This is a genomic window from Shinella lacus (assembly GCF_010994755.1).
Taxonomy (GTDB): Bacteria; Pseudomonadota; Alphaproteobacteria; order Rhizobiales; family Rhizobiaceae; genus Shinella; species Shinella lacus.
The window spans coordinates 294,249-307,235 of sequence record NZ_WHSB02000002.1; the positions used below are offsets into that span (position 1 = coordinate 294,249).

Annotated in this window: 15 protein-coding genes; 7 read left to right on the forward strand and 8 right to left on the reverse strand. The window is 66.4% G+C overall.

Annotated elements, in window-relative coordinates; translation table 11 throughout:
- Positions 1–28: 28 nt before the first annotated feature.
- The gene (locus GB927_RS05925) at positions 29–589 is read right to left on the reverse strand and encodes an RBBP9/YdeN family alpha/beta hydrolase (RefSeq protein ID WP_256115732.1); all 561 of its coding nucleotides are present in this window, start codon (positions 587–589) and stop codon (positions 29–31) included.
- A 171-nt stretch (positions 590–760) separates the two neighbouring features.
- On the opposite strand from GB927_RS05925, the gene GB927_RS05930 reads away from it, so the two are divergent.
- Positions 761–1,564, forward strand: coding sequence for a DUF2189 domain-containing protein (locus GB927_RS05930; protein ID WP_256115733.1), 804 nt, complete (start codon positions 761–763; stop codon positions 1,562–1,564).
- 96 nt (positions 1,565–1,660) lie between these two features.
- Here GB927_RS05930 and GB927_RS05935 read toward each other — a convergent pair whose 3' ends face one another.
- From GB927_RS05935 to GB927_RS05965, 7 genes are all read right to left on the reverse strand, one after another.
- Complete coding sequence (locus GB927_RS05935; protein ID WP_256115734.1) at positions 1,661–1,909, reverse strand: hypothetical protein; 249 nt, start codon at positions 1,907–1,909, stop codon at positions 1,661–1,663.
- Positions 1,910–2,009: 100 nt separating this feature from the next.
- The gene (purB, locus tag GB927_RS05940; RefSeq protein ID WP_256115735.1) at positions 2,010–3,317 is read right to left on the reverse strand and encodes an adenylosuccinate lyase; all 1,308 of its coding nucleotides are present in this window, start codon (positions 3,315–3,317) and stop codon (positions 2,010–2,012) included.
- 59 nt (positions 3,318–3,376) lie between these two features.
- Positions 3,377–3,907, reverse strand: a complete 531-nt coding sequence (locus tag GB927_RS05945) for a hypothetical protein (protein WP_256115736.1) — start codon at positions 3,905–3,907, stop codon at positions 3,377–3,379.
- Between the two features lie 2 nt (positions 3,908–3,909).
- Positions 3,910–4,644 carry a DUF2259 domain-containing protein gene (locus GB927_RS05950; RefSeq protein ID WP_256115737.1) on the reverse strand — a complete coding sequence of 245 codons (735 nt, stop codon included), beginning with the start codon at positions 4,642–4,644 and terminating at the stop codon, positions 3,910–3,912.
- Positions 4,641–5,318 (reverse strand): ribulose-phosphate 3-epimerase, encoded by a 678-nt coding sequence (gene rpe, locus GB927_RS05955; RefSeq protein ID WP_256115738.1) that lies wholly within the window; start codon positions 5,316–5,318, stop codon positions 4,641–4,643. The genes GB927_RS05950 and rpe overlap by 4 nt, the downstream gene beginning before the upstream one ends.
- Before the next feature lie 82 nt (positions 5,319–5,400).
- The gene (locus tag GB927_RS05960; protein ID WP_256115739.1) at positions 5,401–6,402 is read right to left on the reverse strand and encodes a P1 family peptidase; all 1,002 of its coding nucleotides are present in this window, start codon (positions 6,400–6,402) and stop codon (positions 5,401–5,403) included.
- Positions 6,403–7,479, reverse strand: a complete 1,077-nt coding sequence (locus GB927_RS05965; RefSeq protein WP_256115740.1) for an ABC transporter substrate-binding protein — start codon at positions 7,477–7,479, stop codon at positions 6,403–6,405.
- A gap of 184 nt (positions 7,480–7,663) precedes the next feature.
- Between GB927_RS05965 and GB927_RS05970 the strand changes: the two genes are divergently transcribed.
- The 6 genes from GB927_RS05970 (at position 7,664) to GB927_RS05995 (ending at position 12,984) form a co-directional block, all read left to right on the forward strand.
- Positions 7,664–8,146, forward strand: a complete 483-nt coding sequence (locus GB927_RS05970; protein ID WP_256116177.1) for a flavin reductase family protein — start codon at positions 7,664–7,666, stop codon at positions 8,144–8,146.
- A 78-nt stretch (positions 8,147–8,224) separates the two neighbouring features.
- Complete coding sequence (locus GB927_RS05975) at positions 8,225–9,100, forward strand: AAA family ATPase (protein ID WP_256116178.1); 876 nt, start codon at positions 8,225–8,227, stop codon at positions 9,098–9,100.
- 9 nt (positions 9,101–9,109) lie between these two features.
- Complete coding sequence (locus GB927_RS05980) at positions 9,110–10,336, forward strand: vWA domain-containing protein (RefSeq protein WP_256115741.1); 1,227 nt, start codon at positions 9,110–9,112, stop codon at positions 10,334–10,336.
- A 10-nt stretch (positions 10,337–10,346) separates the two neighbouring features.
- A complete protein-coding gene (locus GB927_RS05985; protein ID WP_256115742.1) occupies positions 10,347–10,679 on the forward strand; it encodes an XdhC family protein in 333 nt (110 codons plus the stop codon).
- On the forward strand, positions 10,679–11,377 hold the full coding sequence (locus GB927_RS05990; RefSeq protein ID WP_256115743.1) for an XdhC family protein: 699 nt from the start codon (positions 10,679–10,681) through the stop codon (positions 11,375–11,377). The genes GB927_RS05985 and GB927_RS05990 overlap by 1 nt, the downstream gene beginning before the upstream one ends.
- Positions 11,374–12,984: an NTP transferase domain-containing protein gene (locus GB927_RS05995; RefSeq protein ID WP_256115744.1), complete on the forward strand. Its 1,611-nt coding sequence runs from the start codon at positions 11,374–11,376 to the stop codon at positions 12,982–12,984. The genes GB927_RS05990 and GB927_RS05995 overlap by 4 nt, the downstream gene beginning before the upstream one ends.
- The last annotated feature ends 3 nt before the right edge of the window (positions 12,985–12,987 follow it).

Here is a 12,987-nt window from a genome sequence, read left to right on the forward strand (position 1 = left end):
ACGAAATACCACCTTCGTCATAAAAGCTTCATTCGGGGGCCTTCAGGCGGCTCAGGAACTGCGCGAAGACCATCGTGCCCTCCGGCCAGGGGCCGTGGCCGGATTCCGTGTTGATATGCCCGGCCTCGCCGGCATCGAGCAGCAGCGAACCCCAGGCGGCGGCGATATCGTCTGCATGTTCATAGGTGCCGAACGGATCGTTGCGGCTGGCGACCACCAGAGACGGGAAGGTCAGCGGCTCGCGCGGATAAGGCCCGAAGGTCGTCAGGTGTTTCGGGCGGATGTCCGGGTTGGCGACATCCGGCGGCGCCACGAGGAAGGCGCCCGCGACCTTGTTGCCGAAATGGGGCGCAGCATGGATGGCGGCGGCGACGCCGAGCGAATGGGCGACGAGGACGACGGGCTTAGTCGCTGCCGCCACTTCCTCGACCACGCGCTGGACCCAGTCTTCCCGCACGGGCTTCGACCACTCGGCCTGCTCGACGCGGCGCGCCGAGCCGAGCTTGTTCTGCCAGCGGCTCTGCCAGTGTTCCGGCCCGGAATTGGTGTAGCCAGGAACGATGAGAATTTCTGCTTCTGACGCTTTCATGCGGTCGCATGTGCGTTCACGAAGTCCTGAAGTCAAGAGGGGAGGACAAATCGCCGCCCGGGTGTATAATCTGCCATCTTCGATGCAATGACGGCCGGCCGTACTGGCGGACGATTGCCCTCCACGCGCGCACGGGCCGTGACGGTTTCAAACCGGCAAGGAGGCGTGATCATGGCGACTTTTCATGTGATGGCAGGCCCAGACAGCGTGGTGGCGCGTCCGGCGATCCGCCGGATCGGGCTGTCCGACGTGTGGGATGCATTGGCGCGCGGTTTTGACGATTTTCGCGCAAAACCCTCGCACTATGTCTTCCTCAGCCTGATTTATCCGATTTCGGGCGTCGTGCTGGTCACCTGGAGTTCCGGCGCCAACCTGCTGCCGCTGATCTTTCCGCTGATCGCCGGTTTCGCGCTGCTCGGTCCCTTCTTCGCCATCGGCCTCTACGAGATCAGCCGGCGGCGCGAGCGCGGGATGGACACGTCCTGGCGCCATGCGCTGGAGGTGCGCCATTCGCCGGCGCTGCCCTCCATCCTTGCCGTCGGCGCCATGCTGATGGCGCTTTTCGTGGCCTGGCTCGTCTTCGCGCAGATCCTCTATACCAACCTGTTCGGGCCGGAGCCGCCGCAGTCGCTTGCCCTGTTCCTCGCCTCCATCTTCAGTTCTGAAAACGGGCTGCTGCTGATGCTGGCGGGCAATGCCATCGGCTTCTGCTTCGCGCTCGTCGTGCTGGCGACGACCGTCATCGCCTTTCCGATGCTGCTTGACCGGGATGTCGGCGCCGTCTCGGCGATGGAAACGTCGCTTAGGGCGACACTGGTCAACCCTGTGCCGATCGCCTGCTGGGGCCTGATCGTCGCGGCGCTGCTCATCATCGGCACGGTGCCGCTCTTCGTCGGCCTTGCCGTGGTCATGCCGATCCTCGGCCATGCCACCTGGCATCTCTACCGCAAGATCGTGGTCGACGAGCCGCAATAGAACGTTCGCGGGTGGAACGAGCGCCAGGAGGAGGGCGCAAGGCCGCCCGTCAGAGGGGGGCGATGGCGCCATTGGCGCCATCGCCGTTTCTGGCCCTCACTTGGTCAACGGATAGCACTTGTCTGTGGAGAATGCGCCGTCGTTGAAGCCCATCTGGCAGACGACGACCCCGTCGTCCTTTTGCAGAAAGACCGCGTAGCTTTCGGAAATCGGCGCCACGTTGATGATGTCGTAGCCGGCCTTCAGCAGTTCGACGATGGATTGCGGCGTTTGCGCCTGCGCGGTGCCGGCGAATGACGCGGCCAGAGCAATTCCAGAACAAAATGCGGCAGCAAGAAACTTCATGTTCAGCCCCCAGGATGCGTGCGGCATTGCACGCAAGGGAAGTCTAATACAGAGTTTCCGGCCGGCGAAGGGGCTTCGCCGGCACGTTTGGGGATCGATGTCAGACGGTGCCGAAGACGCGACGGAAGATCGTGTCGACGTGCTTGGTGTGGTAGCCGAGGTCGAACTTTTCGCGGATCTGCTCTTCGGACAGGGCGGCGCGTACCTCCGTGTCGGCGAGCAGTTCTTCCAGGAAATCCTTGCCCTGTTCCCAGACCCGCATCGCATTGCGCTGCACGAGGCGGTAGGCGTCCTCGCGCGAAACGCCGGCTTGCGTAAGGGCAAGCAGGACGCGCTGCGAATGAACCAGGCCGCGGAACTTGTTGAGATTCTTCAGCATGTTGTCCGGGTAGATCACCAGCTTCTCGATGACGCCGGCAAGCCGGTTCAGCGCGAAGTCGAGCGTCACCGTCGTGTCCGGGCCGATGGCGCGCTCGACGCTGGAGTGCGAAATGTCACGCTCGTGCCAGAGTGCCACGTTTTCCATCGCCGGCGTCACGGCCATGCGCACCAGGCGGGCAAGGCCCGTCAGGTTTTCCGTCAGCACCGGGTTGCGCTTGTGCGGCATGGCGGACGAGCCCTTCTGGCCCGGCGAGAAGAACTCTTCGGCTTCCAGCACTTCCGTGCGCTGCATGTGGCGGATTTCGATTGCGACATTCTCGATCGACGAGGCGATGACGCCGAGCACGGCGAAGAACATGGCGTGGCGGTCACGCGGGATGACCTGCGTGGAGACCGGCTCCGGGGTCAGGCCAAGTTTGGCGCAGACATGCTCTTCGACGCGCGGATCGATATTGGCGAAGGTGCCGACGGCGCCGGAGATCGCGCCGGTGGCGATTTCGGCGCGGGCTGCGACGAGGCGGGCGCGGTTGCGGTCCATCTCGGCGTAGAAGCGGGCGAGCGTCAGGCCCATCGTCGTGGGCTCGGCGTGGATGCCGTGGCTGCGGCCGATGCGGATCGTGTCCTTGTGCTCGAAGGCGCGGGCCTTCAGCGCGGCCAGCACGCGGTCCATGTCGGCGAGCAGGATATCGGCGGCGCGCACGAGCTGGATGTTGAAGGTCGTGTCGAGCACGTCGGACGACGTCATGCCCTGGTGCACGAAGCGGCTGTCCGGGCCGACGAATTCGGCGAGATGCGTCAGGAAGGCGATGACGTCATGCTTGGTGACGGCCTCGATCTCGTCGATGCGGGCGACGTGGAATTCCGCCTTGCCGCCCTTTTCCCAGATGGTCTCGGCCGCCGATTTCGGGATGACGCCCAGGTCCGCCAGCGCGTCGCAGGCATGTGCCTCGATCTCGAACCAGATGCGGAACTTCGTTTCGGGCGACCAGATGGCGACCATGTCCGGTCGGGAATAGCGGGGGATCATCGGCTCAAGACTTTCTCAGGTGGGCGTTGCCGCCGCTTTAGCAAAGATGGCCGGCAAGCTCAACGCATGTATGCGGGCATGCATCGCGCGAGCCACAGGCTGGCGCCCGCAAGCAGCGGCAATCCCGCCGGCAGGTAGAGCCCGAGGCCCATGACGAGGAACTGGTAGCAGGCGCCGAGCGACGTGAAGACGAACTGGTAGGCCCAGATGCGCGTGCCGAAGGGCTGGTGCCATTGCGCATAGAACAGCCGGTAATCCATGGCGAAGCAGAAGGCGGTCAAGGCGACGGTGCCGAGGCCGAGCAGCGCGAAATGCGCGGCAAAACGCGTCTCGACGTTGCGGCGGCGCGTCAGCAGGCGGGCCATCGGCAAGGCGATGAGCCAAGCGGCAAGGCCGCCGGCGGCATAGATGGACAGGATCGTATCGAGGTGGAAGGTCTCGGCGCGCCCCTGCATCACAAGCGAGACATAGGCGCAGACTGCCATCAGCAGTCCCCAGCCGACGGCGCCGCCGAAATGCAGCGGCAGGGCGGGCAGGATTGGAGTCGGTTCGCGGAAAGCTGCGCCCGTCGTGCCTGCCGCAAGTTCCATGCTCAAGGCCGGAAGGGAACGGCGATCCAGCGACCGTCGCTGCCCTCGAAGCCGAAGCTGCGCACGAGCACCAGCGCGACATGGACCGGATCGGCGCCGAGCGGGCTGAAGGTCACGGCGCCGGAGATCTGGTAGGAATGGGGGCAGTTGCGGCTGTCCGGCACGCGCGTGTCCTCGTGGAGCACCTCATCGGCCGCCGCACCGTCGCGCTTGACGAGCTTCAGGCGAAAACCCTTGCCGCCCTCGATCACCAGGTCCCGGCATCGATCGGAAATCTCGAGCGGGATGTCGTCGATGGCCAGCGCAAAGCTGTCGCCGGGCGTCGGTTCGATGGCATATTGCAGATATTCGAGGCGCTTGCGATCGACGCCCACTTCGCCGACCGGGTTGAAGGCTGCGAGCACGCCGGGATTGGAGAGCACCTTGTGCTGTTCGATCAGGCTTTTCGCCTTGCCGAAGCTCTCGGCGCGCGCCTTGGCGAGGTCCGCCTCCTCGTCATCGATGCGCACGCGGATCGGCGTTCCGGAGAGAAAGGAATCCTTCTCCGTGTCGATGAAATAGAGGTTGGAATAGGGGAAGCCCGAGCCGTCCTGGACGCCGAATTCCTCGTAGGCGAAGACCTTTCCATCCGGCGAGAAGCCGAGCGTCTGGTAGCTCGCAAAGTCGCCGGCCGATGCGCCGGCCGCCGCCAGCAGGGAGGCGAGCAGCGCGACCGCCGCCCTTCCGAAAACCGTCACGCCCGCGCACCCTCCGCATTGCTGCGCAGAGTGTCGATGGTTTTGCGATAGGCGTCAACATGGCCGCCGCTGAAGATGGCGGAACCCGCGACGAAGACATTGGCGCCGGCAGCGGCGGGCAGCGCGATCGTATCGACCGCGATGCCGCCATCGACCTGGATGTCGATCGGCCGGTCGCCGACCATTTTACGCACGCGGCGCAGCTTCTCCTGCATCGACGGAATGTATTTCTGGCCGCCGAAACCCGGGTTGACCGTCATGACGAGGATGAGGTCGATCTTGTCGAGCAGATAGTCGAGCACGCTTTCCGACGTCGCGGGATTGATCGACACGCCGGCACGTTTGCCGAGCGCCTTGATCGCCTGCAGCGAGCGGTCGAGATGCGGGCCGGCCTCGGCATGCACCGTGATGCTGTCGCAGCCGGCCTTGGCAAAGGCTTCGAGATAGGGGTCGGCAGGCGCGATCATCAGGTGGCAGTCGAAGAAGGCGTCGGTGTGCGGGCGCAGCGCCTTGATGACATCCGGGCCGAAGGAGATGTTCGGCACGAAATGGCCGTCCATGATGTCGAGATGGATCCAGTCTGCTCCGGCCGCGACGACGTCGCGCACTTCCTGGCCGAGTTTCGCATAGTCGGCGGCGAGGATGGAGGGCGCGATCCGGATGGGAAGGGTCATGTCAGGCTCCTTGAGAAAGGATGTGGGGCACGGATTTTGCCGTCGCCATACCATTCCGGGTGAGGGCGAACAACGGGCGAATTTACCGCATCGACCAGCTTGGCATGACATCGCCGGGCATCGGCACCGCATCGTGCACGCCGCGAGCGATGGCGCGGGCCATGGTGGATGCGGCGGCGGCGCAGAGCGCGATGAAGTCCTCCGTGGCCGGCGTGCGGCCGCTGCCGCCGGTGGCGAGCGCGAAGACGAGGTCGCCGTCGAGCGGCGTGTGCGCCGGCCAGAGCGCGCGGGCAAAGCCGTCATGGGCGGCAATCGCCAGCCGCTTGGCCTCCGCCTTGCTCAGCACCGCATCGGTAGCGATCACGGCGATGGTGGTGTTTTCCACCCCCGTCGGGCGTCGTGACATTTTGGTGCGTGGCACGCGGGCATCCGCTGGGAAGGGTGCCGGCAGGCCGAGGCCACCGAACTCGTCTCCTTCTTCGAAGGGGGCCGCCCAGAAATGTCTTGTATCGCCGATGGTCGCCGAACCGAGCGCATTGACCGCCACCAGCGCGCCGATGATGAAGCCGCCCTCCAGCACGCTGGAGGCCGAGCCGAGGCCGCCTTTGACGGTCGCGGTGAGCGCGCCGGTGCCGGCGCCAACGCTGCCGGTCTCGAAATCGGCGGATGCATTGGCCAGCGCCGCATAGCCGAGCTCGCGATAGGGCGGGTAGCGCCCCCAGTCCTTGTCGCCACCATTCATCAGGTCGAACAGGATGGCGGCAGGCACGATCGGCACGCGAAAGGCCCCGACGGCAAAACCGCGTCCGGCCTCGCGCAGCCCCGCCTGAACGCCCGACGCGGCATCGAGCCCGAAGGCCGAGCCGCCGGCAAGCACGATGGCATCGACCGTCTGCACGGTGTTGTGCGGCTCCAGAAGATCGGTCTCGCGGGTTCCCGGCGCGCCGCCGAGCACCTGCACCGCGGCGGTGGATGGCTCTTCGCAGACGACGACGGTGACGCCGGAGCGCAGGGCATGATCCGTCGCATTGCCGACCTTCAGGCCGGCGACATCGGTGATGCTGTTTTTCGCGCCAGGCTTCATCTATTCGCTCTCAGGCGCGGTCCCGGCCGGCACGAAGGCACCCCCGCGCCAGACAAGCAGGCGGTAGGGATTGTCGCCGAGCTCATGGTCCGCGCCGAAGGCGACCGTGCCAATCGCCGTCGCGAAACTGCCGCCGGCGAGTTTTTGCGGAAGGTCGCCACCCTTTGCCGCCGCGGTTGCAAGCGCGGTAATAGCGGCGTGGGCGGGCAGCACGTAGCCTTCCGCAAAAATGTCCTTCGCCTTCATCGCCGCCGCGACCGCTTGGCCTTCCGGCAGCGCGCCATAGTCCGGCAGCGCAATCGCCTCGACGCCGTCGGTCATCGGCACGCTGGGATCGGCACCCAGCAACGCTTCGCCGCCGAGCAGCGCCAGCGATACCTTTTCGGCCTTCGCATCCCGCGCGATCACCGCAATGTCCGTGCGGTCGCCGCCGACGAAGACATGGGTGACGCCGGTCTGGGAAAGGCGGCGCACGAGGGTAAGCTGCTGTTCCTGCGCCGGGCGGTAGGTATCGACGAAGACGGCCTTCATGCCGACCTCCTCCAGCCGCAGCCGGATCGCCTCGACCAGCTCGCGGGCATGGATCGTGCCGTCGTCGATGAGGGCGAAGGGTTCGGATTTCCAGTCGCGGGTGATGATCTCGACCGCCTTGTCGGCCTCTGCCTTCGGCCCGGGCGCCAGGCGGAAGAGCGGCCAGTTCTTCTTCAGCGCATCCTCCATCAGAATGCCCGAGCGTACGGAAAGCGTGATGGCCGGCACCTTTGCTTCGGCGAGCGCCGGCAGCGAGGCCGCAAGCCCTTCCGTGCAGAGGAAGCCGACGGCGGCGACGGCGTCGGCGGCCAGGATCTGCTTGGCGATCTCGTCGCCGTCGGTCTCGTCGCAGGCTTCCGGGATCTCCACGATCGTGTCGCCATTCGCCTCCGCCGCAAAGCGCGCGCCATCGCGCACCTGCTGGCCGAGAATCGCGAGCGGCCCGTCCGCGGGCGCGACGACGGCGAAGGTGAGGCCGGCGGCCGTCGCCGGCAGGGCCGAAAACACCGAGGCGCCGATGAGGCTGGCGAAGAAAAAGGTCTTCATTCTCAATCCATGGATCGCGATGATGCCCTTTGTAAGGGCCGCACCGGCGGGGTCAAAGAAAATATCGTCGCAATTTCCGCTTGTCTCTGGCAGGACAGGAAAATTCGACGACGGGGCTTACATTTTTCTTCACTTTCGCCATGTATCTCCTGTGTTGAAGGAGAATGCCGTGTTGGACAGATTGATGCTGGACCCGTCGCTCTACCGCGATGCGATGAGCCGCTATGCCGGCCATGTGCAGATCGTGACGACGGCGCACGAGGGCGAGAAGCGCGGTGTGACGATCACCGCCGCCTGCTCGGTGTCGGACAATCCGGCCATGGTCCTCGCCTGCCTCAACGCCTCCAACCCGAACAATGCGATCTTCTCCAAGAGTGGCCATTTCGCGCTGAACTCGCTTTCGGCCGACCAGGTCGAACTCGCGAATGCCTTTTCCGGCCGCGATCCGGCGATGACGTCTGAAAAGCGCTTCGCCATGGGCAATTGGGGAGAGCTGGTGACCGGCGCGCCGGTGCTGATGGATGCACGCGCCGCCTTCGATTGCCGGCTCGTCGAATTGAAGGTCATGGCGACGCACATGATCCTGATCGGCGAGGTAATGGGCATTTCCACCGGCGAGCACAAACCGGCGCTTCTCTATATGGACCGGGGCTACCACACGCTATAAGTTCGACCTCCGGAACGGAGGAGCGGCGTGGTTTACCAGCGCGGACACATCCCGCAATCGATCGATGAAACCGTGGAGATGCTTTCGGCCGGCAATTATCTCGCCGGGCGCTCGCTCGCCACCGTGCTGTTTCTCGCGCTGCGCATGAAGCGGCCGCTGTTCCTGGAAGGCGAGGCCGGCGTCGGCAAGACGGAGATCGCCAAGGTGCTGGCCGCCTCGCTCGACCGCCCGCTGATCCGGCTGCAATGTTACGAGGGGCTCGATATTTCCTCGGCGGTCTACGAGTGGAACTATCCCGCGCAGATGCTGGAGATCCGCCTCGCCGAGGCCTCCGGCACCACCGACCGCGGCCGCATCGAGGCCGATATCTTCTCCGAGCGCTACCTGATCCGCCGCCCCGTGCTCCAGGCGCTTTCCGCGCCGGACGGCCGTGCGCCCATCTTCCTGATCGATGAGCTGGACCGCACCGACGAGGCCTTCGAGGCCTTTCTGCTGGAAGTGCTTTCCGATTTCCAGGTGACGGTGCCGGAGCTCGGCACGATCCGCGCCGCCGAGCCGCCCATCGTCATGATCACGACAAACCGCACGCGCGAGGTGCACGACGCCTTGAAGCGGCGCTGTCTCTATCATTGGGTCGATTATCCGCAGGCGGCCCAGGAGCTGGAGATCATCCGCCGCAAGGTGCCCGGCTGCAACGACACGCTGTCGCGCCAGGTCGTCGCCTATGTGCAGAAGCTGCGCGTGCTCGATCTCTTCAAGAATCCGGGCGTCGCCGAAACCATCGACTGGGCGACGGCGCTGACCGAACTCGACCGGGTGGCGCTCGATCCGGAGACCGTTGCCGACACGCTTGGCACGTTGCTCAAATACCAGGACGATATTGCGCGCATCGACGGCGCGGAGGGCCGCAAGCTGCTCGACGACGTCAAGGCCGGTCTGGCGGCGGCGGGCTGAGCGATGGTGATGGCGGCGGAAAGCGATGTTTCGAACGCCGTCGATGGACGGCTTGCCGACAATATCGTGTTTTTCGCCCGCGTGCTGCGCAAGGCCGGCCTGCGCATCGGGCCGGCGGCCGTGACGGACGCCATCGAGGCCGTGCAGGCGATCGGCATCGGCGACCGCGAGGAGTTTTACACGGCGCTGCATGCGACGCTCGTCAAGCGCCATGAGGACGACGCCGTCTTCGACGAGGCCTTCCGGCTGTTCTGGCGGGCGCGCGACCTTGTGGGGAAAATGATCGCGCTGATGTCGCCGGTCGTCACGCGGCATGAGGAGCGGGAGAAACGCAAGGCGGGCGAGACCCGCGTGTCCGATGCGCTGTTCGGACGGCAGGAGCAGCGTCTTCGCGACGAGCCGGATATCGAGATCGATGCCCGTTTCACCGCTTCCGGCAGCGAGGTGCTGCGCCGCACGGATTTCGCGCAGATGACGGCGGCGGAGCTTGCCGAAGCCAAGCGCGCCATCTCCAACCTCGTGCTGCCGATGGACGAGGTGCGCACGCGCCGCTTTCGCCGCTCCACCCGGCCGGTGGCGATCGATGCCCGCGCCACGATGCGCCACGCCATGCGCACCGGCGGCGCGCTGATCCTGCCGCGCCATCGCGAACCGAAGACCGTGCATCCGCCGCTCGTCGTGCTCGCCGATATTTCCGGCTCCATGAGCCAGTATACGCGCATCTTCCTGCATTTCCTGCATGCGCTCGCCGACCATCGACGCCGCATGCATGCCTTCCTGTTCGGCACGCGGCTCAGCAACGTCACCCGCCCGATGCGCCATCGCGATCCCGATCTCGCCGTCGAGGCGTGCAGCCAGACGGTCAGCGACTGGTCCGGCGGCACGCGCATCGGCGAGACGCTGAAGGAGTTCAACCGGCTGTGGTCGCGCCGCGTGCTGGGGCAGGGCGCTGTCGTGCTGCTCATCACCGATGGGCTGGAGCGAGAGGGCATCGAACTGCTGGAAACGGAAATGGACCGGCTGCACCGCTCCTGCCGGCGGCTGATCTGGCTCAACCCGCTGCTGCGCTTCGAGGGTTTCGAGGCGCGGGCGCGTGGGGTGCGTGCCATGCTGCCGCATGTGGATGACCTGCGGCCCGTGCACAATCTGGATGCCATGGCCGACCTGGTCGTAGCGCTTTCTGGCGCTGCCCCGCGTGGTGCCGGCGACCCGCGGCGTTTCCTGCCGGTGGCATGAGGAGGTGAAGATGAACGCAACCGCAAACGATATGCTCGACCCGCTGACCATCGCGGAACGCTGGATGGACGACGGGCGCATGGTGGCGCTCGCCACCGTGGTCGAGACCTGGGGCTCGGCGCCGCGCCCCGTCGGCAGCCATCTGGTCATCGACGGCGAGGGCAATTTCCATGGCTCCGTTTCCGGCGGCTGTGTCGAGGGGGCGGTGATCGGCGAGGCGATGGAGGTCATTTCCGAGGGTGAGCCGCGCATGCTGGAATTCGGCGTCGCCGACGAGACCGCCTGGCGCGTTGGCCTCTCCTGCGGCGGGCGCATCCGCGTCTATGTGGAGCGTATCGGCTGATGGATCCCTACCTGCTGCGCAAGCTGAATGCGGAACGCACGGCGCGGCGCGCCGTCATCCACCTGACGGATCTCGGCGACGGGCGCGACCGCGTGATCCGCGAAGGCGATCCGGTTGCGGGACCGCTCGGCGAAGCGATCGCAAGCGCCCTGCGGTCCGGCAAATCCGGCGTGGTGGAGGCGGAGGACCGAAAATTCTTCCTCAACGTGCACCTGCCGCCGGCGCGCATCGTCGTCATCGGCGCGGTCCATATCAGCCAGGCGCTGGCGCAGATGGCCAAGGTCGCCGGTTTCGATATCACCATCATCGACCCACGCACGGCCTTTGCTACCGAAGAGCGTTTTGCCGGCATCGACCTCGTCGCCGACTGGCCGGAGGATGTGCTGAAGGCGCGGCCGCTCGATGCCTATACGGCGCTCGTCGCCGTCACGCATGATCCGAAGATCGACGATTTTCCGCTGTCGCAGGCGCTGGCCACCGGCTGTTTCTATGTCGGCGCGCTCGGCAGCCGGAAGACCCATGCCAAGCGTGTCGAACGCCTGACAGCGCTCGGGCACGGCGAGGCGGCGATCGCCCGCATCTCCGCCCCCATCGGCCTCGATATCGGCGCCGCGAGCCCCGCGGAGATCGCCGTCGCCATTCTGGCGGATATCGTCGCGCATCTGCGCCGCCGGCCCTTGCTCGGTGCCGGACCATGATTTTCGGCGAGGTCCCGGTTGCCGATTCTGTCGGCGCGCGTCTGGCGCATGGCGTGCGGGTCGAGGGCCTGTCGCTGCACAAGGGGCATGTGGTGACGGCGGAGGACCGGCAGGCGCTGGTCGTGGCCGGCATCGCAACCATCATCGCCGTGCGGCTCGAAACGGGCGATATCGGCGAGGACGAGGCGGCATCGCTGATTGCCGCGGCGATCCCCCCGGACCATCTGACCTTCACCCCGCCCGCGACCGGCCGCATCAACCTGCATGCGACGGCGAACGGGCTTTTTGTCGCCGACCGGGCGGCGATCGACCGGTTCAACCGGGTCGATCCGGCAATCACCGTCGCCACCCTGCCGGACCATGCCAGCGTTGCGGCCGGCGACATGGTGGCGACGATCAAGATCATCCCGCTTGCCGTTTCCGGCGATCTTGCACGAAAGGCCGCGGCCGTCATGGCGACCAGCCGGGCGCTGGAGGTCAAACCCTTCGCGGCGCACCGCGTCGGCCTCGTCGCGACCGAGCTGCCGACGCTCAAGGTCTCTGTCATGGACAAGACCCGTCGCCTCGTCGAACAGCGCCTACAGCCGTCCGGTAGCCGGCTCACGGGCGAGGTGCGCGTGCCGCACCGCGCGCGCGCGCTTGCGGAGGCGATCCATCGCTCGGCCGCAGACAACGACCTCGTCCTCGTCTTCGGCGCCTCCGCCGTCACCGACCAGAACGACGTGATCCCAGCCGCGATCCGCGCCGCGGGCGGCGTGGTGGAGCATGTCGGCATGCCCGTCGATCCGGGCAACCTACTGGTTCTCGGCCGCGTTGGCACGGTGCCGGTGATCGGCGCACCGGGCTGCGCCCGCAGCCCGAAGGAAAACGGATTCGACTGGATTCTCGCCCGCATCTTTGCCGGGGAGAATCCGGGGCCGGTGGAGATAACGGGAATGGGCGTCGGCGGCCTTCTCGCGGAAATCCCGACCCGTCCGCAGCCGCGCGACCTGCGCGGGCCGGAACAGCCGCTGTCCGTCGCAGCGCTGGTGCTGGCCGCCGGCCGCGCCAGCCGCATGAATGGCAGCCACAAACTGCTCGCCGCCTTCGACGGCGAGGCGCTGGTGCGCCGCTCGACAGAAGCGGCCCTGGAGGCGAGACCTGCGCGGGTGCTGGTCGTCACGGGGCATCGGGCAGACGAGATCGAGGCGGAGCTTGCGGGGCTGAGAATCGATATCGTGCGCAATCCGGACCACGCGCAGGGCATGTCGACCTCTCTTCGCGCCGGCATTTCCGCGCTTGGGCCGGGCTGCGACGGCGTCGTGGTCATGCTGGCGGACATGCCGCATGTCACCGGCGCCGATGTGCGCCTCCTGCTCGATGCCTTCACCGCGGCCGGCGGGCACGCCATCGTGCGAGCGGTTTCCGGCGGCAAGCGCGGCAATCCCGTCGTGCTGCCGCGCGCGACCTTCGCCGCGATCCGCGCGCTGGAAGGCGATGTCGGCGCGCGGCATATCGTCGAAAGCGCCGGGCTTGACATTGTCGACCTGGAGATCGGCGAGGCGGCGCATATCGATGTCGACACGCCGGAGGCGGTGCTGGCCGCCGGCGGCGTTCTGAAAGGGTAGGAT